The sequence below is a fragment of the Enterobacter sp. HSTU-ASh6 genome, from assembly GCF_026319105.1.
GTDB classification, from domain to species: Bacteria; Pseudomonadota; Gammaproteobacteria; order Enterobacterales; family Enterobacteriaceae; genus Enterobacter; species Enterobacter sichuanensis.
The window spans coordinates 309803-333072 of sequence record NZ_WSPD01000004.1; the positions used below are offsets into that span (position 1 = coordinate 309803).

Annotated in this window: 25 protein-coding genes and 1 other annotated feature; of the genes, 14 read left to right on the forward strand and 11 right to left on the reverse strand. The window is 53.7% G+C overall.

The genetic code is table 11. The annotated features are described in order from the left end of the window. Nucleotides 1–67: 67 nt before the first annotated feature. Entirely contained in the window at nt 68–946 is an 879-nt protein-coding gene (nadK, locus tag GM298_RS07110; RefSeq protein WP_008502500.1) for an NAD(+) kinase, read from the reverse strand. A gap of 122 nt (nt 947–1068) precedes the next feature. Between nadK and grpE the strand changes: the two genes are divergently transcribed. Next, complete coding sequence (grpE, locus tag GM298_RS07115) at nt 1069–1662, forward strand: nucleotide exchange factor GrpE (RefSeq protein WP_008502499.1); 594 nt, start codon at nt 1069–1071, stop codon at nt 1660–1662. A gap of 52 nt (nt 1663–1714) precedes the next feature. On the opposite strand, the gene GM298_RS07120 is transcribed toward grpE, so the two are convergent. Beyond that, nucleotides 1715–3001 carry an HlyC/CorC family transporter gene (locus tag GM298_RS07120; RefSeq protein ID WP_025759264.1) on the reverse strand — a complete coding sequence of 429 codons (1287 nt, stop codon included), beginning with the start codon at nt 2999–3001 and terminating at the stop codon, nt 1715–1717. Nucleotides 3002–3019: 18 nt separating this feature from the next. Further along, entirely contained in the window at nt 3020–3811 is a 792-nt protein-coding gene (locus GM298_RS07125; RefSeq protein WP_032623031.1) for a cytochrome C assembly family protein, read from the reverse strand. Between the two features lie 166 nt (nt 3812–3977). Here GM298_RS07125 and ffh point away from each other — a divergent pair, with 166 nt between their 5' ends. From ffh to GM298_RS07160, 7 genes are all read left to right on the forward strand, one after another. Beyond that, nucleotides 3978–5339 (forward strand): signal recognition particle protein, encoded by a 1362-nt coding sequence (gene ffh / locus GM298_RS07130; RefSeq protein ID WP_008502496.1) that lies wholly within the window; start codon nt 3978–3980, stop codon nt 5337–5339. Nucleotides 5340–5455: 116 nt separating this feature from the next. Next, on the forward strand, nt 5456–5704 hold the full coding sequence (rpsP, locus tag GM298_RS07135; protein WP_003863133.1) for a 30S ribosomal protein S16: 249 nt from the start codon (nt 5456–5458) through the stop codon (nt 5702–5704). 15 nt (nt 5705–5719) lie between these two features. Then, a complete protein-coding gene (rimM, locus tag GM298_RS07140; protein WP_032672618.1) occupies nt 5720–6259 on the forward strand; it encodes a ribosome maturation factor RimM in 540 nt (179 codons plus the stop codon). Nucleotides 6260–6290: 31 nt separating this feature from the next. Continuing rightward, nucleotides 6291–7058: a tRNA (guanosine(37)-N1)-methyltransferase TrmD gene (trmD, locus tag GM298_RS07145; protein ID WP_008502493.1), complete on the forward strand. Its 768-nt coding sequence runs from the start codon at nt 6291–6293 to the stop codon at nt 7056–7058. A 43-nt stretch (nt 7059–7101) separates the two neighbouring features. After that, nucleotides 7102–7449 (forward strand): 50S ribosomal protein L19, encoded by a 348-nt coding sequence (rplS, locus tag GM298_RS07150; RefSeq protein ID WP_002914145.1) that lies wholly within the window; start codon nt 7102–7104, stop codon nt 7447–7449. Between the two features lie 132 nt (nt 7450–7581). Then, the gene (locus GM298_RS07155) at nt 7582–7986 is read left to right on the forward strand and encodes a DUF2946 domain-containing protein (RefSeq protein ID WP_025759262.1); all 405 of its coding nucleotides are present in this window, start codon (nt 7582–7584) and stop codon (nt 7984–7986) included. Nucleotides 7987–8023: 37 nt separating this feature from the next. Next, a complete protein-coding gene (locus GM298_RS07160; protein WP_262783902.1) occupies nt 8024–9394 on the forward strand; it encodes a PepSY-associated TM helix domain-containing protein in 1371 nt (456 codons plus the stop codon). Nucleotides 9395–9396: 2 nt separating this feature from the next. Here the strand turns inward: GM298_RS07160 and GM298_RS07165 are convergent, their stop codons facing one another. The 4 genes from GM298_RS07165 to GM298_RS07180 all read right to left on the reverse strand — a co-directional run bounded on the left by GM298_RS07165 (nt 9397) and on the right by GM298_RS07180 (nt 12172). Next, nucleotides 9397–9882: an OmpA family protein gene (locus tag GM298_RS07165; RefSeq protein ID WP_262783901.1), complete on the reverse strand. Its 486-nt coding sequence runs from the start codon at nt 9880–9882 to the stop codon at nt 9397–9399. A gap of 12 nt (nt 9883–9894) precedes the next feature. Next, nucleotides 9895–11115, reverse strand: a complete 1221-nt coding sequence (gene dgcN / locus GM298_RS07170; RefSeq protein ID WP_045286631.1) for a diguanylate cyclase DgcN — start codon at nt 11113–11115, stop codon at nt 9895–9897. Beyond that, a complete protein-coding gene (locus GM298_RS07175) occupies nt 11108–11596 on the reverse strand; it encodes a YfiR family protein (protein WP_224753061.1) in 489 nt (162 codons plus the stop codon). The genes dgcN and GM298_RS07175 overlap by 8 nt, the downstream gene beginning before the upstream one ends. 201 nt (nt 11597–11797) lie before the next feature. Next, on the reverse strand, nt 11798–12172 hold the full coding sequence (locus GM298_RS07180; protein WP_094918821.1) for a DUF2799 domain-containing protein: 375 nt from the start codon (nt 12170–12172) through the stop codon (nt 11798–11800). Between the two features lie 214 nt (nt 12173–12386). On the opposite strand from GM298_RS07180, the gene aroF reads away from it, so the two are divergent. Genes aroF through GM298_RS07195 form a run of 3 tightly spaced genes read left to right on the forward strand, consistent with a single transcriptional unit; the run spans nt 12387 to nt 15522 of the window. Next, complete coding sequence (gene aroF / locus GM298_RS07185; RefSeq protein ID WP_025759254.1) at nt 12387–13457, forward strand: 3-deoxy-7-phosphoheptulonate synthase AroF; 1071 nt, start codon at nt 12387–12389, stop codon at nt 13455–13457. A gap of 10 nt (nt 13458–13467) precedes the next feature. Then, nucleotides 13468–14589 (forward strand): bifunctional chorismate mutase/prephenate dehydrogenase, encoded by a 1122-nt coding sequence (gene tyrA, locus GM298_RS07190; RefSeq protein ID WP_025759253.1) that lies wholly within the window; start codon nt 13468–13470, stop codon nt 14587–14589. 60 nt (nt 14590–14649) lie between these two features. Beyond that, a complete protein-coding gene (locus GM298_RS07195; protein WP_025759251.1) occupies nt 14650–15522 on the forward strand; it encodes an SMP-30/gluconolactonase/LRE family protein in 873 nt (290 codons plus the stop codon). On the opposite strand, the gene pheA is transcribed toward GM298_RS07195, so the two are convergent. From pheA to bamD, 4 genes are all read right to left on the reverse strand, one after another. Beyond that, nucleotides 15519–16679: a bifunctional chorismate mutase/prephenate dehydratase gene (gene pheA, locus GM298_RS07200; protein WP_094918818.1), complete on the reverse strand. Its 1161-nt coding sequence runs from the start codon at nt 16677–16679 to the stop codon at nt 15519–15521. The genes GM298_RS07195 and pheA overlap by 4 nt on opposite strands. A 30-nt stretch (nt 16680–16709) precedes the next feature. After that, nucleotides 16710–16835 (reverse strand) — a sequence feature (Phe leader region). Continuing rightward, a complete protein-coding gene (gene pheL, locus GM298_RS07205) occupies nt 16787–16834 on the reverse strand; it encodes a pheA operon leader peptide PheL (RefSeq protein WP_100249759.1) in 48 nt (15 codons plus the stop codon). (Overlaps the previous feature by 48 nt.) Before the next feature lie 110 nt (nt 16836–16945). Continuing rightward, nucleotides 16946–17287 carry a ribosome-associated translation inhibitor RaiA gene (gene raiA, locus GM298_RS07210; RefSeq protein WP_008502470.1) on the reverse strand — a complete coding sequence of 114 codons (342 nt, stop codon included), beginning with the start codon at nt 17285–17287 and terminating at the stop codon, nt 16946–16948. Between the two features lie 268 nt (nt 17288–17555). Continuing rightward, a complete protein-coding gene (gene bamD / locus GM298_RS07215) occupies nt 17556–18293 on the reverse strand; it encodes an outer membrane protein assembly factor BamD (protein ID WP_023308867.1) in 738 nt (245 codons plus the stop codon). 131 nt (nt 18294–18424) lie between these two features. Between bamD and rluD the strand changes: the two genes are divergently transcribed. The 3 genes from rluD (at nt 18425) to clpB (ending at nt 22836) form a co-directional block, all read left to right on the forward strand. Further along, nucleotides 18425–19405: a 23S rRNA pseudouridine(1911/1915/1917) synthase RluD gene (rluD, locus tag GM298_RS07220; RefSeq protein WP_025759248.1), complete on the forward strand. Its 981-nt coding sequence runs from the start codon at nt 18425–18427 to the stop codon at nt 19403–19405. Beyond that, nucleotides 19402–20133: a purine nucleoside phosphorylase YfiH gene (gene yfiH, locus GM298_RS07225; RefSeq protein ID WP_025759247.1), complete on the forward strand. Its 732-nt coding sequence runs from the start codon at nt 19402–19404 to the stop codon at nt 20131–20133. The genes rluD and yfiH overlap by 4 nt, the downstream gene beginning before the upstream one ends. A 129-nt stretch (nt 20134–20262) precedes the next feature. Then, nucleotides 20263–22836, forward strand: a complete 2574-nt coding sequence (clpB, locus tag GM298_RS07230) for an ATP-dependent chaperone ClpB (protein ID WP_025759246.1) — start codon at nt 20263–20265, stop codon at nt 22834–22836. The last annotated feature ends 434 nt before the right edge of the window (nt 22837–23270 follow it).

The following is a 23270-nucleotide window of genomic DNA, read 5'->3' on the forward strand; positions in this document are numbered from 1 at the left end:
AAAACCATAACTGTGTTTTCATACAGTATAAACTGGTTTTATATACAGTAAAGTGCTGGATGCAAAATCAGAACAATTTTTTTGACCAGCCAAGCTTTGAGCTTAATGTGTTGAAATAGCTGTAATCTTTCGGGTGAATGAGATTCAGATGGTAATCACACCGGCGAATAAGGACGTCTTCCCCCTCCTGGATTGGCAGCGCTATCTGGCTGTCGCAGCTGATCTCCAGGTCGTTACGCCGGTGCGAGAACCGCAGACGTATCGTGCTGTCGCCGTTGATGACCAGCGGCCGGGCAGAGAGCGTGTGCGGGAACATCGGCACCAGGGTAATGGCATCCAGAGACGGGGTCAGGATCGGCCCGCCGGCAGAAAGCGAGTAGGCGGTTGAGCCGGTCGGGGTGGAGATAATCAGCCCGTCAGAACGCTGGGAGAAGGCAAAGATTTCATCGATATAAACCTCGAATTCAATCATGTGCGCCACTTTACCGGGGTGGAGGACCACCTCGTTTATCGCGGTGCTGATGCGTTTCTGGCAGTCCTGCTGGCACACCTGCGCTTCCAGTAAAAAGCGCTTTTCACTGATATAGTGGCCTTCCAGAACGTCGGCCAGCTGCTGCTGCGCATTGTCCGGGTCGAGGTCGGTGAGAAAGCCGAGATTGCCACGGTTGATGCCGATGACCTTGATGTCATACCGCGCCAGCGTGCGGGCCGCGCCGAGCATGTTGCCGTCGCCGCCCACCACTACGGCGAGGTCGGCCTGTTGGCCAATTTCCGCCAGCGTGCCGGTTTTGACGCTCTTCAGCTGCAGCTCCTGGGCAATCTGCTGCTCGACCATCACTTCATAGCCTTTGCTACACAACCAGCGATACAACATTTCATGTGTCGTCAATGCGGTAGGGTGACGCGGATGCCCGACGATCCCAATACACCTGAAATGATTATTCATTTTCTGGAGGTCCTTGTGCCTGATGAATGATGACAATCTGTCTTGTTCCCTTGAATCCCGGAAACTGATCCCCATAATAAGCGAAGTTAGCGAGATGAATGCAGAAAAACGCGGAGAAATTCATGAGTAGTAAAGAACAGAAAACGCCTGAGGGGCAAGCCCCTGAAGAAATTATCACGGAACAGCACGATGAAGTTGAGGCTGTAGAGCCAGACGCATCTGCTGAGCAGGTGGACCCGCGCGATGAAAAAATTGCGAATCTGGAAGCCCAGCTGGTAGAAGCACAGAATCGCGAACGCGACAGTGTTCTGCGCATCAAGGCGGAGATGGAAAACCTGCGTCGTCGTACCGAGCAGGACGTTGAGAAGGCGCACAAGTTTGCGCTGGAGAAATTCGTCAACGAACTGCTGCCGGTGATCGACAGCCTCGATCGCGCGCTGGAAGTCGCTGACAAAGCGAATCCGGACAACGCGGCGATGATCGAAGGCATCGAGCTGACGCTGAAATCCATGCTCGACGTGGTGCGTAAGTTTGGCGTGGAAGTGATTGCCGATACCGACGTACCGCTGGATCCAAACGTTCACCAGGCCATTGCGATGGTGGAATCTGAAGAGATTGAAGCCGGTAAAGTGCTGGGCGTGATGCAGAAAGGCTACACCCTGAACGGCCGTACCATTCGCGCTGCGATGGTAACCGTGGCGAAAGCGAAAGCGTAATTTGCCGCACGCGTAGTGCCGGGTGGCGGCTTCGCTCACCCGGCCTACAACCTTACTCAGCGATACTTTCGCGCAGGGGTTTTACGGGCAGGACCTTCACCTGCTTAATCATATTGTCCTGCACGTCCAGGATATCAATATCGTACTGCTCAATGCGCACTCGCGTGCCTGCCGCCGGGATCTCCTCCAGCGCTTCCAGAATCATCCCGTTAATGGTGCGAGCCTCATCTTCCGGCAGATGCCAGTTAAAGGCTTTGTTGAGTTCGCGAATGTTCGCGCTGCCGTCAATCAGTACCGAGCCGTCATTTTGCGGAGTGACTTCTTCCGCAAGGGAAGGGGACATTGAGGTGGTAAAGTCTCCGACAATCTCTTCCAGAATATCTTCGACCGTCACCAGGCCCTGAATGTCGCCGTACTCATTGACCACAAGGCCAACTTTCTTCTTGTTACGCTGGAATTTCACCAGCTGCGTGCTGAGCGGGGTGCCTTCCGGCACGTAGTAAATCTCGTCGGCGGCGCGCAGCATCACCTCTTTGGTGAACTCTTTTTTCTCGGTCATCAGACGGTAGGCTTCGCGCACGCGCAGCATGCTGATGGCGTCATCCAGCGAGTCGCGATACAGTACAATGCGCCCGTGCGGCGAGTGCGTCAGCTGACGGACGATGGCTTTCCAGTCATCATTGATGTCGATACCGACGATTTCATTACGCGGCACCATGATGTCGTTCACGCTCACTTTTTCCAGATCCAGCACCGAGAGGAGCATGTCCTGGTTACGTCGGGAGATCTGCGAGCGGGATTCGTTCACGATGGTGCGCAGCTCTTCTTTGCTGAGCGCGCTGCTGATGGTGACATCGGCTTTGATCCCCACCATCCGCATCAGGACGCGCGTCACCATGTTCAGCAGCCAGACCAGCGGCATCATCAGGATCTGCAGCGGTGCCAGCAGGAAGCTGCTCGGGTAGGCGACTTTCTCCGGGTAAAGCGCGGCAATGGTTTTCGGCAGCACTTCGGCAAACACCAGCACCACAAACGTCAGCACGCCGGTGGCAATCGCCACCCCGGCGTTGCCGTACAGGCGCATCCCGACGATGGTGCCGAGGGCAGAGGCCAGAATGTTGACGAGGTTGTTGCCGATGAGCACCAGGCTAATCAGGCGATCCGGCTTGCGGAGCAGCTTTTCAACGCGACGTGCGGCACGGTTACCCTGTTTAGCACGATGACGTAACCGGTAGCGGTTTAAGGTCATCATGCCGGTTTCCGAGCCGGAGAAATAGGCGGAGATGACCACCATGACGATCAGGATAACGATCAGCGTGGTGGTAGAGATGTGTTCCAGGGGGAACTCCTTTGTTTCTTAGCCAGCAAATTGCTGTATGAAGCGGCTGCCAAAATAGGCAAGGGTGAGAATACCCGCACCCGCGACGTTGAACCAGACCACGCGGCGACCGCGCCAGCCTTCGTGATAATGGCCCCATAACAGGACAATATAGACAAACCACGCAATGATGGAGAGCACCGCTTTATCGATATTCTCCACGCTGAACAGGTTCTTCATATAAAACAGACCCGTGCAGAGCGTCAGGGTCAGCAGCACCACGCCCACCTGGGTGATGTGGAACATTTTACGCTCAATCACCATCAGCGGTGGCATCTCATGATTAAACGCCAGCTTTTTGTTTTTCAGCTGGTAGTCAATCCAGGCGAGTTGCATGGCGTAGAGCGCGGCGATGATCAGCGTCGCATAGGCAAAGAGTGACAGGCCGATATGCACCAGCATCCCTGGCGTCGCCTCCAGATGCGTAATGAACTCATTAGGCATAAAGGTGGCTAAGGCCAGATTGATCAGCGCGAAGGTATACACAATCGGCAGCAGCAGCCAGCCGCGATTTTTAGAGGCCACGATGGTCATCACCGTACAGATCATCAGGCTGACCAGCGAGCCGACGTTGAGGACGCTCAGGTTTTGCACGCTGCCGTCGCCGGGGATAATACGTGATTCCAGCGCAAACGCGTGGCTAATCAGTGCGATTACCGCCGAAAGAATAGCCATGCGCCGCCAGCCGCTGTTTTTTTGCAGCAGTCCGGGAATGATCAGCGCGAGGCTGACAGAGTAGGCAACAAGGGCGATCAGTGCGAAAACAGGCATATAGGCATCGACAGTTGTCTTAATAAGAAAGAGAAGCAGTATAACGTTACGTGACGCCTGCTCCAACCGTTGCATAACAACAAAGGCGCCTTCATGTTATACTCCGGCAAAATTCTGTGTATGTGTCGCTCATGGCGGCCCAACGTTTCTACTCAGGCGAGAGACAATGTTTGATAATTTAACCGATCGTTTGTCGCGCACGCTGCGCAACATCAGCGGCCGCGGACGCCTTACCGAAGACAACATCAAGGAAACGCTGCGCGAAGTGCGCATGGCGCTGCTGGAAGCAGACGTCGCGTTGCCGGTTGTTCGTGATTTTATCAACCGCGTTAAAGAGAAGGCGGTTGGTCATGAAGTTAACAAGAGCCTGACCCCGGGTCAGGAGTTCGTCAAAATCGTTCGTAACGAACTGGTTTCGGCGATGGGCGAAGAGAACCAGGTCCTGAACCTGGCGGCTCAGCCACCGGCCGTGGTGCTGATGGCAGGCCTGCAGGGTGCGGGTAAAACCACCAGCGTCGGTAAGCTGGGTAAATTCCTGCGTGAGAAGCACAAGAAGAAAGTGCTGGTGGTGTCTGCGGACGTCTACCGCCCGGCGGCGATCAAGCAGCTGGAAACCCTGGCTGAGCAGGTCGGCGTGGATTTCTTCCCGTCAGACGTCGCCCAGAAACCTGTCGATATCGTTAACGCGGCGCTGAAAGAGGCGAAGCTGAAATTCTACGACGTGCTGCTGGTGGATACCGCCGGTCGTCTGCACGTTGACGAAGCGATGATGGACGAGATCAAACAGGTGCATGCCTCTATTAACCCGGTAGAGACTCTGTTTGTTGTTGACGCCATGACCGGTCAGGATGCGGCGAATACCGCAAAAGCGTTTAACGAAGCGCTGCCTTTAACCGGCGTGGTGCTGACCAAAGTGGACGGTGACGCCCGCGGCGGTGCGGCGCTCTCCATTCGTCATATCACCGGTAAGCCGATCAAATTCCTCGGCGTGGGCGAAAAAACCGAAGCGCTGGAGCCGTTCCACCCGGATCGTATTGCCTCCCGTATCCTCGGCATGGGCGACGTGCTGTCGCTGATCGAAGATATTGAGAGCAAGGTTGACCGCGCGCAGGCTGAGAAGCTGGCCAGCAAGCTGAAAAAAGGTGATGGTTTCGATCTGACCGACTTCCTTGAGCAGCTGCGTCAGATGAAAAACATGGGTGGTATGGCAAGCCTGATGGGCAAACTGCCGGGCATGGGCCAGATCCCGGACAACGTGAAAGCGCAGATGGATGACAAGGTGCTGGTGCGGATGGAGGCGATCATCAACTCGATGACCCTCAAGGAACGCGCTAACCCGGATATCATCAAAGGTTCCCGCAAACGCCGTATCGCAGCCGGTTGCGGCATGCAGGTGCAGGACGTTAACCGTCTTCTGAAACAGTTCGACGACATGCAGCGCATGATGAAGAAAATGAAGAAAGGCGGCATGGCGAAGATGATGCGCGGCATGAAAGGTATGATGCCTCCCGGTTTTCCAGGGCGTTAATCGCTTTTGAGATTGCTTTTTGCCCGAAAATGAGTAAAATTTTCGGGCTTTTAATATGACACCCGGGCTCCGTTCCTCGATGGGGCCCGGTTGTTTTATTCACACAAGAGGATGTTATGGTAACTATTCGTTTAGCACGTCACGGCGCTAAAAAGCGTCCGTTCTACCAGGTTGTTGTGACTGACAGCCGTAATGCACGCAACGGTCGCTTCATCGAGCGCGTTGGTTTCTTCAACCCACTGGCCGCTGGCGCAGAAGAAGAAACTCGTCTGGATCTGGATCGTATCGCTCACTGGGTTGGCCAGGGCGCTACTGTTTCCGATCGCGTTGCTACGCTGATCAAAGCAGCAAACAAAGCAGCTTAATCTGTCACGGTGGTCATGATGAGCAATAAAGCACCTGTTGAACCGATTGTATTGGGAAAAATGGGTTCTTGCTACGGTATCCGTGGTTGGCTCAGAGTGTTTTCCTCCACTGAAGACGCTGATAGCATTTTTAATTACCAGCCCTGGTTTATCCAGAAAGGCGGTAAGTGGGAAGAGGTCGAGCTGGAAAGCTGGCGTCACCACAATCAGGACATCATCATCAAGCTGAAAGGCGTTGACGATCGTGATGCCGCGAATGCCCTGACTAATTGTGAAATTGTCGTGGATTCGTCGCAGTTGCCGGAGCTTGAAGAGGGTGACTACTACTGGAAAGACCTTATGGGCTGCCAGGTAGTGACCACTGAAGGCTACAGCCTGGGGAAAGTCATCGACATGATGGAAACCGGGTCAAATGACGTTCTCGTCATTAAGGCAAACCTGAAAGATGCATTTGGCATCAAGGAGCGGTTGGTCCCGTTCCTCGATGGACAGGTTATCAAGAAAGTCGATCTCACTACTCAAACCATTGAAGTAGATTGGGATCCTGGTTTTTAAATTCTCCGGATAAACGGTAAAAGACGGCGCTATGTGGATTGGCATAATTAGCCTGTTTCCTGAAATGTTCCGCGCGATTACCGATTACGGGGTAACTGGCCGGGCAGTAAAGAATGGCCTGCTGAGCATCCAGAGCTGGAGTCCTCGTGACTTTACTCATGACCGGCACCGTACCGTGGACGATCGTCCTTACGGCGGCGGACCGGGGATGTTAATGATGGTGCAACCCTTACGGGACGCCATTCACACAGCAAAAGCCGCGGCAGGTGAAGGCGCAAAGGTGATTTATCTGTCACCTCAGGGACGCAAGCTTGATCAAGCGGGCGTGAGCGAACTGGCGACGAATCAAAAGCTGATTCTGGTCTGTGGTCGCTACGAAGGGATAGATGAGCGCGTAATTCAAACCGAGATTGACGAAGAATGGTCTATCGGCGATTACGTTCTCAGCGGTGGTGAGTTACCCGCAATGACGCTGATTGACTCTGTCGCCCGGTTCATTCCGGGTGTTCTGGGCCATGAAGCTTCGGCAACGGAAGATTCCTTTGCCGATGGATTGCTGGACTGTCCACACTATACTCGTCCTGAAGTGTTAGAAGGGATGGAAGTACCGGCAGTGTTACTGTCTGGAAACCATGCCGAGATACGTCGCTGGCGTTTGAAGCAGTCGCTGGGCCGAACCTGGCTTAGAAGACCTGAACTTCTGGAAAACCTGGCTCTGACTGAAGAGCAAGCAAAGTTGCTGGCCGAGTTCAAAACTGAACACGCGCAACAGCAGCATGAACATGATGGGAATGCGTAATACGCACCCGAATATCAGTTTACCCAGGATAAGAGATTAAATTATGAGCAACATTATTAAGCAACTTGAACAAGAGCAGATGAAGCAGGACGTACCTTCCTTCCGTCCAGGTGACACCGTGGAAGTGAAAGTATGGGTTGTTGAAGGTTCCAAAAAACGTCTGCAGGCATTCGAGGGCGTGGTTATCGCTATTCGTAACCGCGGTCTGCACTCTGCATTCACTGTTCGTAAAATTTCCAACGGCGAAGGCGTTGAGCGTGTCTTCCAGACTCACTCTCCGGTAGTTGACAGCATTGCTGTTAAACGTCGTGGTGCTGTACGTAAAGCTAAACTGTACTACCTGCGTGAGCGTACTGGTAAGTCTGCTCGTATTAAAGAGCGTCTGAACTAAGATTCGCTTAAGCGACATCCTGTTAGAAAGGGCTGGCCGAAAGGCTGGCCCTTTTTTTATCCTATCGCACCTCTCGCGTTAACCCTTTCGTCATAAATCATTTACAATGCTTGCCTCTTGAGGGGAGGGGAAGTGGATAACGTACTGCATCAGCAAAACCGGAAACGCGCAGCGGCCTTGATCGCGCTGTTTGCGATCCTGCTGATCGTGGTGGCGCCGCTGATCTCCGTCTCGTTGCAAAAAGATCCCATGAGCGCCATGCCAGGTATGCATCATGACATGAGTATGATGTCGATGGATGAGCACCACGGCGATGTGTCCCACACGATGCCTGTCGACCATGCTGAAGCGTGCGGCTACTGCGTGCTGTTAGCGCATGTCCCTGGCGTGATGCTGGCGCTGATCGTCCTGCTCAGCGTGGTGCTGCAGAGGCTTCGCGTTAAGCCGCCGCGTCAGGCGGTCAGCCACTGGCACTTTTTCCCCTGGCTTTACCCTGATACCCGCGCGCCACCGCGGCAGTCTGCTTTTTCCCTTTAAAAAATATTGATAACTTTTTGCCTTAAAAAGGAAAAGTATGACGACCTGCACTTCGCGCGCGGCATGGGGAAACCTGCTGCGTCGCCTCCATTTTTACGTTGGGCTGTTTGTCGGCCCGTTTATCTTCTTCGCTGCGCTGACCGGTACGCTGTATGTGGCCACCCCGCAGCTGGAGAATGCGCTGTACCGGCATGCGCTCCACACGGATTCCGTGGGCGAGCCGCAGCCTCTGGCGGAGCAAATCGCCGTGGCGGAAAAAACGGTTGGATCAGATTTACGTTTGCACGCCGTTCGTCCGGGGCTGGTTAAAGGTGAAACCACCCGCGTGATGTTCGCTGACCCGACGCTTGGACCATCTGAACACCGGGCTATTTTTGTCGATCCGGTCAATCTGGCGGTACTGGGGGATATGACGGTATACGGCACCAGCGGGATTTTACCGCTGCGTCAGACTATTGATTATCTGCATACGTCTCTGATGCTGGGCGACATTGGGCGCCTCTACAGCGAGCTGGCGGCCTCCTGGATGTGGGTGGCCGCGCTGGGTGGCATTGCCCTGTGGTGTTATACCCGCCCCAAACGGCGGATCAACAATCGCTTCCAGAACCGACGTCGCGTGCACGTGACGCTGGGCTGGGCTTTGCTGGGCGGAATGCTGTTATTCTCTGCAACCGGCCTGACCTGGTCCCAGTGGGCTGGCGGGAACGTTGATAAGCTGCGGGCAGAGATGAACTGGCTCACCCCTCAGGTGAACACCACACTCTCCGGTGTGCCGGAGAGCGTGGATGAACATAGCGAACACCATGGCCATCACGGCGGAATGATGATGCCGGAGATGGCGATGGATCTGACGGAGTTTGATGGGGTCTTAAGCGCAGCGCGTAAAGCGGGGATTGATGCCAGCAAGCTGGAGATCCGCCCGGCGCAAACGGCAGATCGCGCCTGGACGGTGACGGAAATCGATCGCAGCTGGCCAACCCAGGTGGATGCCGTTGCGGTTGATCCGCATACGATGCAGGTGCTGGACCGAACCCGATTTGAGGATTTCCCGCTAATGGCAAAACTGACCCGCTGGGGAGTCGATTTTCATATGGGGATCTTATTCGGGCTGGTGAATCAACTGCTGCTCGTAGCGTTCGGCCTTGCTCTGTGCGTGCTCATCATCTGGGGATACCGGATGTGGTGGATGCGTCGTCCGGCGCAATCGACAGTGAGTCCGGTACAGACGCTTTGTCAGAGCTGGCTGGCGTTGTCGGGCTGGGGAAGGGGCATTACGGGGTTGATTAGCCTGCTGCTGGGGGTAGCCCTGCCGGTCATGGGCGTGAGTCTTGCGCTGTTTGTTCTGGTGGACTGGCTACGCTGGCGAGCGGCAACAGGGGTGACGCTCGCCGAATCTTCCGCTAAATAACCCTATGGCGTGCTGATAACCACGGCAACCCGGCGGTTTTCAGCACGCCCTTGTGGGGTACTGTTGCTCGCAACCGGGTATTTTTGACCCAATCCCTGCGTGGTGAGATTGCTGCGCGGGATATTCGCTCCCTTCGCCCAGGCGTCGGCCACGGCATTGGCGCGTTTTAACGACAGCGCATTGTTGTAGCTTTCTTCACCGTAATTGTCCGTGTGGCCGTCCATTCGTGCGTGGTTCAGGCCGGTTTCGGCAAGGCGAGAGGCCATGGACTTGATCTGTGTTTCACTTTCCGGTCGCAGCCGGGCGTCATTTTTATCAAACAGGATGGTATCCGACAGGCCAAGTGACCAGTCACCGTTCAGTTCGTTAAAACCGTAAGACTTCATCGCCGCGATTTGCTCAGGAGTGAATTTGCCTTCCGGCGGCGACTGACAGCCTGCCAGAACCATTGAGGCCAGAACTAACGGCGCTAAGTATCGTTTTAACATAGTGTATCCTTTCTAACTTATTGTTTTTGTACGCTGGTTTTTAACCTGGTACATATTGCGGTCAGCCCTCTCCAGTAATGCTTCCATGGAAGCATTTTCCCACGCCAGAGCAAAGCCAATGCTGAGTGACATTGATGCTTTTTGTCCGTTATGGAGATCAAACGGACGAATAAACTGCTGCGAAAGCGCAGCACAAATATGTTGAACCTCAAGCTCAGAGTGCACGCCGTAGAGCACCATGGCAAATTCGTCACCGCCAAGGCGATAGGATTGATGACGTTTGTCGCCAAACTCCATCATCCTGCTCGCCACTTCAATCAGCACACAGTCTCCTGCCGCATGTCCCCAGGTGTCGTTAATAAACTTAAAGTTATCACCGTCGAGGAAGAGCAGGGCCGAGTTGGTTCTGGCTGAAGGATCGTTCATTAAAGCTGCAATGCTGTTACGAAACGCCGCACGGTTGGCAAGGCCGGTGAGCGGGTCGTGCATGGCGGTCCGCAACAGCTGGGCGTTCTTGGCCTGCAGTTTTAGCTGCCACTCTTCCATCTCATCCAGAAGACTGTTGAAGTCTTCACCAAACTGGTGAAACTCTTCGATGCGGCCATCTTTCACCCTGCGGGAGAAGTTGCGGTTAGTGCGGACATCATGTACGACGTCGGTGATGTTTTGCAGGGCCGTCACCATACCGTGATGCAAAGACTGGGTAATGGTGAGTGCGACGACGGTAGCAAAAAGAATGCAGCCGGTAAGCACGGCAAACGACATCCAGATGAAATGACTGATGAGACTGTCTCGCGCGGTAAGTCGAATTTCGCCGACCATTGCGCCGTTATGCATGATGGGCTGCGCAACCGGAACGGGAAAAAGCCAGCGACTGACCAGGGCGCCCAGCGTGTCGTTGTTATCCTCCGGGTTCCAGGACCAGTAAGCAAACCGCTTTTTATGCGCGTTGACCACCTCGGCCACGGCAAACTGCCCCTGTTTACCCAGGGCCGCAAGCGTTTCGTTGGCCGCCAGAGAATCGTTGAACACCAGCGAGGCTTCCAGGCTGTGGCTCATTGTTGCGCCAGTTAATTCCAGGTTCTTTTGCGCGTATTGTTTTAACGTCACAACGGAAGCAAAACAGAGCAACACCCATATTAACGTCATCGTGATGATGACGCTTATCATGCTGTTTCGCCTCAACGTTCTTTTAAACGTCGGACGTGGCGTTGAAGTGAAATCTTTATCCATGCTGCTTATTCCGTGCAAGCATTAATACATCCGGATTGACTCTAACGCCACTGCGCGTCAGCGCATCCAGATTGACGGAGAACCGTACCTGGTCGCGATCGATCATCAGGCAAAACGCGCTGCCAATTACACATTCCGGATTTTGCTCTGAGATTAAAAGTAATGCTCTGCCCTGATATTGACTTATTAATTCAAGTTGTTTGGCCGGTGATTCAGACCCGAAATAAATAGCATCGCACGTCGCGGCCAGGGCTTCCCGATCGTTACGCACAATAACGGGAGTATAAGGTAACTCGCTATGCCCCTCATTGCTGCTGAGTGCGTGAGTATAATGAGAGGTGGCGTAGACGCAGAGTTTAGGCTGTCCGGAAAGTGACGGCCATCGCGTATAGCTCACTATGCCTGAGACAATCGAACGTACCGATTTATCCGTTTCCGTGAGCGTGCCTGCCGTCGCCGGGCCCACCATAAAGAACAGCATTAGCACCAGAGTAAGTCGGAACAAAGAGTTCAAGAATGAATTTCTCACCAGAATCCGCCACAACGCTCCGGAAATAGATGTCCTTAAGAGTTGCGGGCAGAATACCATTGTTTATCAAAGCCGTCATTATGTCAGGAATAGCGTCCGGCCGACCTAAGCTAAATCCTACTGTTGTTTATTTTTCGATGGATAAAAACAGATTTAATTCAGTCTGCTGGAACGCATACTTTCATCCATTCCTTGTTGCCATGCGGTATGCAGTTTTGCGGCATTTTCGACAGTATCGCAACTGGCAGGAAAAGATTTGCCTGCTAAACCCCAGGCGTGAATAAAGCCTTCTTCGCAAATTTTCTTCTGACCATCGGCATAGCCGCGAAGATATTCACTACGATCAACGTGTGGATCGTTAAAACTATCGGCCAGGGTCTGGTTATCTTTAACCGGCAGGCCGTTCATGGCGTCTTCTTTACCTGCATCAAACCAGGATGGACTGGTCCAGTCGGGCTGGAAGGTGTAAGGATTGATCTGGCAGCCCGATAACAACAGCGACAACAGCACAAGAGCAATTGAACGCATAGCCATTCTCCTTTTTTCTTCAGCATAGCCTGGCAAAAGATAGCTCGTATGTAATTTAATCTTTACGTTTTTACCGGCTGATATTGGCAATAAAATGGCTTCTGTAAATTAAAGTGTACGTATTTTGGATTGAAATGTTTACTTTTTATGGTATCGTGGTGTCACCTCATTGAGGAAAACAACTATCGCAAACGAGCTTTACAGGATCGCCATCATGCAAAAAGACGCGCTGAACAACGTACATATCACTGACGAACAGGTTTTAATCACGCCGGATCAACTGAAAGCGGAGTTCCCGCTGAGCGTCGCGCAGGAGGCTCAGATTGAGCACTCGCGCCAGACCATTTCTGACATCATCGCCGGTCGCGATCCGCGCCTGCTGGTGGTATGTGGTCCTTGCTCCATTCACGATCCTGAAACCGCCATTGAGTACGCTCGTCGATTTAAAGCATTAGCGGAGGAGGTCAGCGATAGCCTCTATCTGGTGATGCGCGTCTATTTTGAGAAGCCACGTACGACCGTTGGCTGGAAAGGGTTGATTAACGATCCGCACATGGATGGCTCGTTTGATGTGGAAGCAGGCCTGAAAATTGCGCGTCGCCTGCTGGTGGAGCTGGTCAGTATGGGGCTGCCGCTGGCAACCGAAGCGCTGGATCCAAACAGCCCGCAGTACCTGGGCGATCTGTTCAGTTGGTCCGCCATTGGTGCGCGTACCACGGAATCACAAACCCACCGCGAGATGGCGTCTGGCCTGTCGATGCCGGTTGGCTTTAAAAACGGTACCGATGGTAGCCTGGCGACGGCGATCAACGCCATGCGCGCTGCCGCCATGCCGCACCGCTTTGTCGGTATTAACCAGGCAGGCCAGGTGTGTCTCCTGCAAACCCAGGGCAACCCGGACGGGCATGTGATCCTGCGCGGCGGTAAAGCGCCAAACTACAGCCCGGCAGATGTGGCGCAGTGTGAAAAAGAGATGGAGCAGGCGGGACTGCGTCCGGCACTGATGGTAGATTGCAGTCATGGTAATTCCAATAAAGATTACCGCCGTCAGCCTGCGGTTGCAGAATCCGTGGTCGCGCAGATCAAAGATGGCAACCGTTCGATTATCGGACTGATGATTGAGAGCAACATTCATGAAGGCAATCAATCATCTGAACAACCGCGCAGCGCAATGAAGCACGGCGTATCCGTGACGGATGCCTGCATCAGCTGGGAGACCACCGATGCCCTGCTGCGTGAGATCCATAAAGATTTAAACGGCCAGCTGGCGGCGCGTCTGGCTTAAGAGGTTAGTTATGGTTGCTGAATTGACCGCATTACGCGATCAAATTGATGAAGTGGATAAGGCGCTGCTGGATCTGCTGGCGCGCCGTATGGCGCTGGTAGCCGAAGTCGGTGAGGTAAAAAGTAAATACGGCCTGCCGATTTACGTTCCGGAGCGCGAAGCCTCCATGCTGGCCTCCCGTCGCAAAGAGGCGCAGGCGCTGGGTGTTTCGCCGGATTTGATTGAAGATGTTCTGCGTCGCGTGATGCGGGAATCCTATTCCAGCGAAAACGACAAGGGTTTCAAAACCCTCTGTCCATCACTGCGTCCGGTGGTGATTGTCGGCGGGGCAGGGCAGATGGGGCGTCTGTTTGAAAAAATGCTGACCCTTTCTGGCTATCAGGTACGCATTCTGGAAAAAGAGGACTGGGCACAGGCTCCGGAGCTCATGAAAGATGCCGGGATGGTTATCGTCAGCGTGCCGATCCACGTGACGGAGCAGATCATCGGGAAGCTTCCTCCTTTACCGAAAGACTGCATCCTGGTGGACCTGGCCTCTGTCAAAAATGGTCCGCTGCAGGCAATGCTGGCGGCGCATACCGGGCCGGTCCTGGGGCTGCACCCGATGTTTGGCCCGGACAGCGGCAGCCTGGCTAAGCAGGTGGTGGTCTACTGTGATGGTCGTCAGCCGGAAGCCTATCAGTGGTTCCTGGAACAGATTCAGGTCTGGGGCGCGCGGCTGCACCGCATCAGCGCGGTCGAACACGATCAAAACATGGCTTTCATTCAGGCGCTGCGCCACTTCGCCACGTTTGCCTATGGTCTGCATCTGGCGGAAGAGAACGTTCAGCTTGAACAGCTGCTGGCGCTCTCTTCACCGATCTATCGTCTGGAGCTGGCGATGGTCGGGCGTCTGTTTGCGCAGGATCCGCAACTGTATGCGGACATTATCATGTCCTCCGAAAACAACCTTGCGCTCATCAAGCGTTACTATCAGCGATTTGGGGAAGCCATTACGCTGCTGGAGCACGGAGACAAGCAGGCGTTTATCGACAGTTTCCGCAAGGTCGAACACTGGTTTGGCGACTACGCGCAGCGTTTCCAGAGTGAGAGCCGCACGCTATTGCGCCAGGCAAATGACAGTCGCCAGTAATGCGATGATGTATATACTGAAAGCCAGCATCGCTGGCTTTTTTCATTTTGGGGAACCGTCATGGCCGAACCGCAGTTGCTGTTCAATTACACCGGGCATCTGCCCGAATGCCCGACGTGGAGTGCAGAAGAGCGCGCACTCTACTGGGCGGATATTCTGGAAGGGGAGATCCACCGATACCATCTGCCGACCGCGGAACATACCGTGCTCTCTTTCCATGAGGAGGTGGGCTGTTTCGCACTGCGTGAGCGAGGCGGGTTTATCGTCGCTATGCGCACTGGCATCTGGCTGGCTGACAAGCATGGCCTTCTGCAGCGCAAGGTGTGCGATAACCCCTCTAATCCGCAGTTGGCGCGTTTTAATGATGGAGGAACCGACAGTCAGGGGCGCTTCTATGCGGGGACCTTCTGGGGACCGGGGGATTACAACGGCGCACTGCTGATGCGTATCGACAATGACCTGACGCCGAAAGTGATCCAGTGCGATATTCACGGGCACAACGGTTTAGCGTTTAGCCCGGATAATCAGTGGATGTTTACCTCAGACACGCCAAATGGTGTGATTTACCGTACGCCGCTCGATGCGCAGGGCGAACCGGGCAGGCGCGAGGTGTTTCGTCAGTTTAAAGAGGGCGAGGGGATACCGGACGGCGCGGCAATGGATGTGGAGGGCTGCTACTGGAGCGCGCTATTTGACGGCTGGCGTATTGCGCGTTTTTCTCCACAAGGGGAGCAACTGGAAGAGTATGAAATGCCGGTACGTTGCCCGACGATGGTCTGTTTTGGCGGTGACGACATGAAAACGCTGTTCATCACGACCACGCGGGAAAATATGGACGCGCAGGAGGTGGCGCAGTATCCACTTTCCGGCGCCATCTTCACCCTGCCCGTTAACGTGGCAGGGATGAAGAAAAGCCGCTTTATCGAACGTTAGATGGGATCGACCGGCACGACGTTTTCACTTGGATAGCAGCCCAGCACTTTCATTGAACGGGTAATTTCACCCAGTTCGCGCAGGGCTTTCTGCATGGAAGCAGACTCCAGGTTGGCCTGGATATCAAGGTAGAACATCTCTTCCCACGGGTTCCCGTGGATCGGACGTGATTCCAGTTTCGTCATGATCAGGTTGTGGTTACGCAGCACCAGCAGGGCTTCAACCAGCGCGCCGGCCTGCTGGCCGGTCGCCATCAGCAGCGTGGTTTTGGCCGGGACCTGGTCTGACACATTAATGGCCTTGCGGGCCAGCACCACAAAGCGGGTGATGTTTTGCGTCTGGTTTGCCAGGTTGCGTTCCAGCACCTGTAAACCATACAGCGCGCCGCCCGCTTCGCTACCGAGCGCCGCGACGGCGGGGGAGTTAGCCTGCGCGACTTTTTCCATCGCCGCGGAGGTGCTTTCGGTGTACTCGATTTTCCAGTTAGGGTAGCGGTTCAGAAACTGGCTGCACTGCTGGAACGGCTGCGGGTGGCTGTAGACGGTTTCGATCTTGCTCAGGTCCGTTGAGCCAGAGACCAGCACGCAGTGATCGATAGGGATCGTCAGTTCGCCAACCAGCGACAGGCTGGTGTGCTGCAGCAAATCATAGACGTCGTTGATGGCGCCGGAGCTGGTGTTTTCAATCGGCACGACGGCGTAATCTGCCTGGCCGGTCTCGACCTGATTGAAAATATCGGCAAATTTCGCACAGCCGCTCTCAATAAATTCTTCAAAATGGCGTGCGGCATACTGACGTGCGGCCAGGTGAGAATAAGAGCCCTTCGGTCCGAGGAAGGCGATACGCGCAGAGTGCGGATTGGTTTTGTTCAGGTGCTGCTGGAGTAAAGCTTGCTGGGTCAGAACAGAGTCTTCGATGATGAGCTGGAACAACCGGGTGATGTAATGGGCATCGAGGTGATGCGCTTTACCGAGCTGAATCAGCCGCTCCAGCAGATCGCGCTCGCGGTCAATATCACGGACCGGGCGATGGGAGTCCAGCTTGGCTTTACCTACTTCGATGGCGAGCGCGCGGCGTTCGGCCAGCAGCGCCAGTAATTTTTCATCCAGTGCGCTGATCTTAACTCGCAGATCCAGTAACGGGTTTTCCGGTGTCATAGTGTTGCCTGTCTCATTTTATCGTTATCAATAAAAAAGGCCCCCCGGTGTGGGAGGCCTTGTTGTTCGTCTTCGCATTCTTTATCACACGACGAAACGCCTCCCGTTCAGGGGAAGGTAAAAAAGAATGCGAAGAAGAACGGTGTCAGTTTCATAAGGTCATCCTGTGATTGATATCGTTAAAGTACCCGTACTGTTTTCACCCTGTCAATAAAAAACAAAAAACGCGCCCGAAGGCGCGTTGGCGGTACACTCAATTTAAAGGATTACTCTTCTTCAACTTCTTCCGCGAAGCTGGCGTCTTTCACCGATGTTGTGGCGCGACGGGCTTCACCTTTGTGTTGCACTTTATTGAGCTGCCGTTCCAGCTTGTTGATCAAATCGTTAATTGCGGTGTACATATCCTCATGTTTTGCGCTGGCGACCAGATGGCCGTTTGGAGTATTGATAGTTGCGTCAGCGATGAAACCCTGCGGCTCCTTGGACAGGATGATATGTGGATTAATCAAATGTGTTTGCCATTTATCCAGTTTGGCGAGACGGTCTGCGACGTGCTGGCGAATTGCCGGAGTAATTTCCATTTGTTTACTGGTAATGTTCATTGTCATAAATTTTACCTCTTGTCTTTCCGTCTTGGTGATTCCAGCATACCCGACCCAATGTCAAAATGTGTGATTTAGATCACGTTATTTTGTCGGTTTTTGTCAGGGAATCTTTTTTGTGAGGCAGGGCAGGAAGAGGTGAGATTTACCTTGTGGAAGGCAAAAATTGCGGTCATAGTTGACGGGATGTGTTGAGGCTAAAGCGCTTCAGCGATGCTTAGAAATGAATAAAAAAACGGCAGCCCGAAGGCTGCCGTTTTGCATTGAGGTCATATCAGGTGTTGCTGCTGTTGGCAGCAATGATTTTCGCCACTTTTTCAGCCTGGGCGGTCATCTGCATCTGACGGTACGCATTTTCCATCAGCTTCAGGCCGTCGCGCGTTGCCTGGGTATCCGGGTAATCGCGCAGCATACCTTCTACGCGGTTAACCACGGCAACCCATGCGCCACGGCGGGTATAGTATTCCGCCACAGAGTATTCATATTTCGCCAGACGATCTTTCAGGAACACCAGACGTTTGGTGGCGTCAGTCACGTACTGACTGTTCGGATAGCCGCGCACCAGTTTGGAGAAGTCATTGAAGGCGTCACGCGCATGCTGTGGGTCACGGTCGGAACGATCCACGCCGAAGAAGCCCTGAAGCGCACTGTCATCCAGCGCCATGTTGGTGAGACCGCGCATGTACATGACATAGTCGATGTTAGGATGAGTCGGGTTCAGACGCATGAAACGATCGATGGTTGCCTGTGCCAGCGGCAGATCGGCATTTTTATAGTATGCGTAGATGAGATCTAACTGTACCTGCTGCGAATACGGACCAAATGGATAGCGATTATCCAACGCTTCCAGTTGCGTTATCGCCTGTTTCCAGTTACCGTCCTGCAACTTTTGTTGTGCAGTCGCATAGATTTCATTCGGCGGATTGTCAGGGACCTGTTCATTTGAACCGGAGCAGCCCACCAAAGCCAGGCTCAACGTGGCCGCTGCCACCAGATATTTCATGCGCGTCATGACGTTTTGACTTTCCTCAAATGTTTGTCCGGGAGAAACTCTGTTCCTGCTCCCGATTAAGACCAGCTACAATAGCACACTATATTAAACGGCAAAGCCGTAAAACCCAACGTTAAACGAAGAAGCAGTTTATGGCACAACGAGTAGAACTCACCGCAACAGTCTCCGAAAATCAGCTCGGTCAACGCTTAGATCAGGCTTTGGCCGAATTGTTCCCTGATTATTCGCGTTCACGCATAAAAGAATGGATCCTTGACCAGCGCGTGATGGTAAACGGCAAGATCTGGGACAAACCAAAAGAGAAAGTGTTAGGTGGGGAAGCTGTCGCCATCAATGCTGAAATCGAAGAGGAAATCCGTTTCGAGCCGCAGGATATCCCACTGGACATCGTCTACGAAGATGATGACATCCTGGTGATCAACAAACCGCGCGACCTGGTGGTTCATCCGGGCGCGGGGAACCCTGACGGTACGGTACTTAACGCACTTCTCCATTATTATCCGCCCATCGCGGATGTTCCGCGCGCGGGCATTGTGCACCGTCTGGATAAAGACACGACCGGTCTGATGGTGGTCGCGAAGACTGTTCCTGCGCAGACCCGTCTGGTGGAATCGCTGCAGCTGCGCGAAATTACCCGTGAGTATGAAGCGGTAGCCATTGGGCATATGACCTCTGGCGGTACGGTGGAAGAGCCAATCAGTCGTCACCCAACCAAACGTACTCATATGTCGGTACATCCGATGGGTAAACCTGCGGTAACGCACTACCGCATTATGGAGCACTTCCGCATTCATACGCGCTTGCGTCTGCGTCTGGAAACCGGGCGTACTCACCAGATCCGTGTTCACATGGCACACATTACCCATCCGCTGGTGGGGGATCAGGTTTACGGTGGCCGTCCGCGTCCGCCTAAAGGCGCATCGGATGAGTTCATCAGCGTACTGCGCAAATTCGATCGCCAGGCGCTGCATGCGACCATGCTGCGCCTTTACCATCCAATCACCGGTATTCAGATGGAGTGGCATGCGCCTATCCCACAGGATATGGTGGAACTTATTGACGCGATGCGTGCTGATTTCGAAGAACATAAGGATCAAGTGGACTGGTTATGACCAAACTGATTGTCCCGGAGTGGCCATTGCCTGAAGGCGTGGCTGCCTGCAGTTCAACCCGCACTGGCGGCGTTAGCCAGGGTGCCTGGGAGTCTTTGAACCTCGGTGCGCACTGTGGCGATGATCCTGAACATGTTGAAGAGAACCGCAGACGCCTGTTTGCTGCAGGGAACCTGCCGTCGAAACCGGTCTGGCTTGAACAGGTTCATGGTAAAGCGGTACTGAAGTTGACGGGAGAACCCTACGCTTCTAAACGTGCTGACGCCTCTTACAGTAATACTCCGGGCACCGTTTGTGCCGTAATGACGGCCGATTGCCTGCCGGTTCTGTTTTGTAACCGTGCAGGTACCGAGGTTGCCGCAGCGCATGCTGGCTGGCGTGGTCTGTGTGAAGGCGTGCTGGAGGAGACTGTCGCCTGCTTTAAGGATGACCCCGCCAATATCATGGCCTGGCTTGGCCCGGCCATCGGTCCTCGTGCCTTTGAAGTAGGACCCGAAGTCCGCGACGCTTTTATGGAAAAAGATCCGCAAGCCGTGGACGCCTTCCAACCTTCGGGGAATAAATATCTGGCCGATATTTACCAGCTTGCCCGTCAGCGTCTGAATAATGTTGGTGTGACGCAGATTTTCGGCGGCGATCGCTGCACCTTCACCGAAAAGGGTGATTTTTTCTCTTATCGCCGCGACAAGACCACGGGGCGTATGGCAAGTTTCATTTGGCTGATATAACCTAAAGAATCAAGACGATCCGGCACGTGCTGTTTTCTTTTCACATAATTCAGGTCATTAACCTTGAATAATTGAGGGATGACCTCATTTAATCTCCAGTAGCAAATTTGACCTGTTATGGGAGGAGTTATGCGTCTGGATCGTCTTACTAATAAATTCCAGCTTGCTCTCGCCGATGCCCAGTCCCTCGCACTGGGGCACGACAACCAGTTTATCGAACCTCTTCATTTAATGAGCGCCTTGCTGAATCAGGAAGGGGGATCGGTACGTCCTTTATTAACGTCAGCTGGCATTAATGCTGGCCAGTTGCGCACCGCCATCGATCAGGCGCTGAGCCGTTTACCGCAGGTCGAAGGGACCGGTGGGGACGTGCAGCCGTCGCAGGATCTGGTGCGTGTGCTGAACCTTTGCGACAAGCTGGCGCAAAAACGTGGGGACAACTTTATTTCGTCAGAGTTGTTTGTTCTGGCGGCGCTTGAATCACGCGGTACCTTGACCGACCTGCTGAAATCTGCCGGAGCAACCACCGCCAATGTGACTCAGGCGATTGAGAAAATGCGCGGAGGTGAAAGCGTGAACGATCAGGGAGCCGAAGACCAACGTCAGGCTTTGAAGAAATTTACGGTCGATCTGACCGAACGCGCTGAACAGGGCAAACTTGACCCGGTGATCGGCCGTGACGAAGAGATCCGCCGTACGATTCAGGTACTGCAACGTCGTACCAAGAACAACCCGGTACTGATTGGTGAGCCGGGTGTCGGTAAAACCGCCATTGTGGAAGGGCTGGCGCAGCGTATCGTGAACGGTGAAGTGCCGGAAGGGCTGAAAGGCCGCCGCGTACTGGCGCTGGATATGGGCGCGCTGGTGGCCGGTGCGAAATACCGCGGGGAGTTCGAAGAGCGTCTGAAAGGCGTCCTTAACGATCTCGCGAAACAGGAAGGCAACGTTATCCTGTTTATCGACGAACTGCACACCATGGTCGGTGCCGGTAAGGCGGACGGCGCGATGGATGCCGGGAACATGCTGAAACCTGCGCTGGCGCGCGGTGAACTTCACTGTGTCGGTGCTACTACGCTTGATGAGTACCGTCAGTACATTGAAAAAGATGCTGCGCTGGAACGTCGTTTCCAGAAAGTGTTTGTCGCTGAGCCAAGCGTTGAAGATACCATCGCGATTTTACGTGGTCTCAAAGAGCGCTATGAACTGCACCACCATGTGCAGATCACTGACCCGGCCATCGTAGCGGCTGCGACGCTTTCGCATCGTTACATCGCTGACCGTCAGTTGCCCGATAAGGCCATCGACCTGATTGATGAAGCAGCTTCAAGCATTCGTATGCAGATTGACTCGAAACCGGAAGAGCTGGACAGACTTGACCGACGCATCATTCAGCTCAAGCTGGAACAGCAGGCGCTGAAGAAAGAGTCTGATGAAGCCAGTAAGAAACGCCTGGATATGCTCAATGAAGAACTGGACGATAAAGAGCGCCAGTATTCCGAGCTGGAAGAAGAGTGGAAAGCCGAGAAAGCTTCCCTGTCCGGTACGCAGACCATTAAAGCTGAACTCGAACAGGCAAAAATTGCCATTGAGCAGGCGCGACGCGTGGGCGACCTGGCGCGAATGTCCGAGCTGCAGTACGGCAAAATTCCTGAGCTGGAAAAACAGCTTGAGATTGCGACGCAATCGGAAGGTAAAACGATGCGTCTGTTGCGTAATAAAGTCACGGATGCCGAGATTGCTGAAGTCCTTGCTCGCTGGACCGGCATTCCGGTAGCACGCATGCTTGAAGGTGAGCGTGAAAAACTGCTGCGCATGGAGAACGATCTCCACAATCGGGTGATTGGCCAGAACGAGGCGGTTGAGGCGGTATCGAATGCTATTCGTCGTAGCCGTGCAGGGCTGTCCGACCCGAATCGTCCGATTGGTTCCTTCCTGTTCCTGGGGCCGACCGGTGTCGGTAAGACCGAGCTGTGTAAAGCGCTGGCTAACTTTATGTTCGACAGCGACGATGCAATGGTCCGTATCGACATGTCCGAGTTTATGGAAAAACACGCCGTTTCGCGTCTGGTCGGTGCGCCTCCGGGATACGTTGGTTATGAAGAGGGTGGGTACCTGACAGAAGCGGTGCGTCGTCGCCCTTATTCCGTCATCCTGCTGGATGAGGTGGAAAAAGCGCATCCGGATGTGTTCAACATTCTGCTTCAGGTCCTGGACGATGGTCGTCTGACAGACGGGCAGGGGAGAACGGTCGATTTCCGTAATACGGTTGTCATCATGACCTCGAACCTGGGCTCCGATCTGATTCAGGAACGTTTCGGCGAACTGGACTACAGCCATATGAAGGATCTGGTGCTGGGTGTGGTAAGCCATAACTTCCGTCCGGAGTTCATCAACCGTATTGATGAAGTGGTGGTGTTCCATCCGCTGGGTGAGAAACACATTGCGTCGATTGCGCAGATCCAGTTGCAGCGTCTGTATAAACGTCTGGAAGAACGTGGATATGAAATTCACATCTCCGATGAAGCGCTGAAACTGCTGAGTAAGAATGGTTACGATCCGGTGTACGGTGCGCGTCCATTAAAACGTGCTATCCAGCAGCAGATCGAAAACCCGCTGGCGCAGCAGATCCTCTCCGGGGAGCTGATTCCAGGAAAAGTGATTCGTCTGGAAGCCAACGACGATCGCATTGTGGCAGTGCAGTAGGTCACAAAACGCAAAAACGAGCCGCTTGCGGCTCGTTTTTGTTTAAAAACCAGGCGAGAATTGAGGTCTGGAGTCAGATTTGCCTGGAAAGTGAGCAGTCAGTAAATAATTTTCACTTTATCCTTGCAGGTTCGGAATTACTCCCTATAATGCGCCTCCACTGACACGGAACAACGGCACACACGCCGCCGGGTCAGCAGAGAAAAGCGAAAATAAGCGCTTGACTCTGAAGCGGGAAAGCGTAATATGCACACCCCGCGCCGCAGCGAAAACGAAGCGGCACTGCTCTTTAACAATTTATCAGACAATCTGTGTGGGCACTCAAAGTGACATGGATTCTTAATGTCTTCGGACAATAAATGAATACCAAGTCTCAACGAGTGAACACGTAATTCATTACGAAGTTTAATTCATTGAGCATCAAACTTTTAAAT